Annotated in this window: 2 protein-coding genes; both read left to right on the top strand. The window is 62.4% G+C overall.

Features of this window, described 5'->3' with window-relative positions; genetic code table 11:
- On the top strand, window positions 1–1,021 hold a 1,021-nt coding region (locus EN991_RS33970; protein ID WP_164769584.1), incomplete at its 5' end, for a M23 family metallopeptidase.
- Window positions 990–2,035, top strand: a 1,046-nt coding sequence (locus tag EN991_RS33965) for a serine hydrolase (RefSeq protein ID WP_245461151.1), incomplete at its 3' end; no start/stop codon positions are given. The genes EN991_RS33970 and EN991_RS33965, both read left to right, overlap by 32 nt.

Below are 2,035 nucleotides of genomic sequence, written 5' to 3'. Positions count from 1 at the left end.
GCGTCACATCGTCTACGAACTGGCAGTGACGAATATCACTGGCGGCGATGTCCGTTTCGAGAAGCTCAAGGTCGTCGATGCCGACAGCGGAGCACCGCTTGCAGAACTCGGCCCGGATGAATTGCGCACGCGCGTCACGCCGGGCGCAAGCCGCGGCAACGAAAACCGCGAGTTGGCCGCCTATCAGTTCGCCGTCATCTTTCTGCATGTCGTGCTTGCGGACGGCGCGGCGGTTCCGGCTCGCATTACCCACGAGATCACGGCGTTTTTCGCGGTCATCGGCGCCGACATGACGGTGACGATTGGCGAGGGTGCCGTCGTTGCGAAGGCACCGGTGGCTCTTGGGCCGCCTTTGCGCGGCAAGGGTTATGTCGCGGCTGACGGCTGCTGCGATTCCATCCGCCATGTCCGCGCCCTGCTGTCGCTCGACGGCAAGTTCTACCTTGCCCAGCGTTTCGCTATCGACTGGGAGCAAATCGACGACAACAACACGCTGGTCGTGGGCGACCTTAAGGTTCCTGCGAACTACCACATCTATGGCAAGCCTCTCCTTGCCGTTGCCGACGGCACCGTGGTCGGGACGCGCGACGACTTGCAGGACCAAGTGCCCGGTGCGCTGCCCGCCAACTTGCCGATTGACGAGGCCGACGGAAACTTCGTCGTGCTCGACATCGGCTCGGGCTTGTTCGTCAACTACGCCCACATGCGGCCGGGGAGCGTTAAGGTGAAGCTCGGAGACAAGGTGCAGCGCGGCGATCAGATTGGCGAAGTCGGCAATACCGGGAACAGTCAAGCGCCGCATTTGCACCTGCATGTGATGGACAGCGCTTCTCCGTTGGCCTCGGACGGCCTCCCCTATGTGTTCGACAGCTTTACCATCACCGCGGTCGGCGAGACCACCGAGGATTTTGACAAGGCGGAAGCGACCGGATCGCCGATGACGCTTACGCCGCGCGTCCCGCCCCAGAATCTGGAAGACGCGCTGCCGCTTGACCTTTCTGTTGTTGACTGGCCACAGTGATCGCCTTGTAAAAGGCAGTGGACAGTCCGCCCTGATTTCCGAAATGGTGAGCTCGAAGCCGATGACCGCCACCCGCACAATACCCTTACGTCTTTTCCTTGCCGCTGCCGTCCTTACCTGCGCAAGTCCTGCAAACGCCGATCGGCTGCTGGACGAATCGGTCGAATTCACCGGTACATTCGCTTTTGTGAGTTCAGGCGCGCCGGGTCTGGTGATCGCCGGCGTTCGCAACGGCGAGACGGCGTTTGCCGGTTTCGGCGAAACGGTCCGCGGATCCGGCATAGAGCCGAATGCCGACACAATGATGCGAGTGGCATCCATTTCGAAGGCATTTTGCGGAGACGCTCTCGCCAGTTTGTTGGTAAAAGGAGAGATCGGCCTGACTGACCCTGTTCAGACGCACCTGCCTGACGGTTTCGTGGTGCCGGAGAAGGATGGGCGGACCCTAAGGATCATCGACCTCGCGACACAGACATCCGGCCTGCCGCGCGAGATGGCCCAGGCAGGTGGAACACCCAACGATCCCTACGCCGGCCACACAAAGGAAGCGATGATCGCAGCCATGCACGGGGAGCCGTTTCTGTTTCCTCCCGGAACTGGCGCGCTCTATTCGAACCTGGGCTTCGACCTCCTGGGACTGGCGCTCAGCGGAGCGGCTGGCAAGCCGTACGCTACCGTCTTGGAGGAGCGCGTGTTGCGGCCACGCGGCATGGTGGACACGGTCTTCAATCCGCGACCTGGTGACGAGGGCCGGCTGATGCAGGGCCACAATTTCGACGGCACGCCGCTTCCCTTCGTGCCGACACCGATGACGATGGAATGCGCCTCGGGGCTTTATACGACGCCCAACGATATGCTGAAGTGGATCGCCTGGCACTTGGCTCAAGGCGGCTCCGAGGACGATGCACGCCGCATTATCGACCACGCCAGCCTAGTCCGGAGGGATGGGCTCTCTCCGGCGCTGGGCCTCGACGACGGTGGCGCGCCGATGGATGCGATGGCACTCGGTTGGGT

Source organism: Mesorhizobium sp. M7A.F.Ca.US.005.03.2.1, assembly GCF_003997795.1.
In the GTDB taxonomy this organism is placed as follows: Bacteria; Pseudomonadota; Alphaproteobacteria; order Rhizobiales; family Rhizobiaceae; genus Mesorhizobium; species Mesorhizobium ciceri.
Note: the sequence above shows the minus strand (reverse complement) of the source record. Positions and strands in the feature narration are given on the sequence as shown.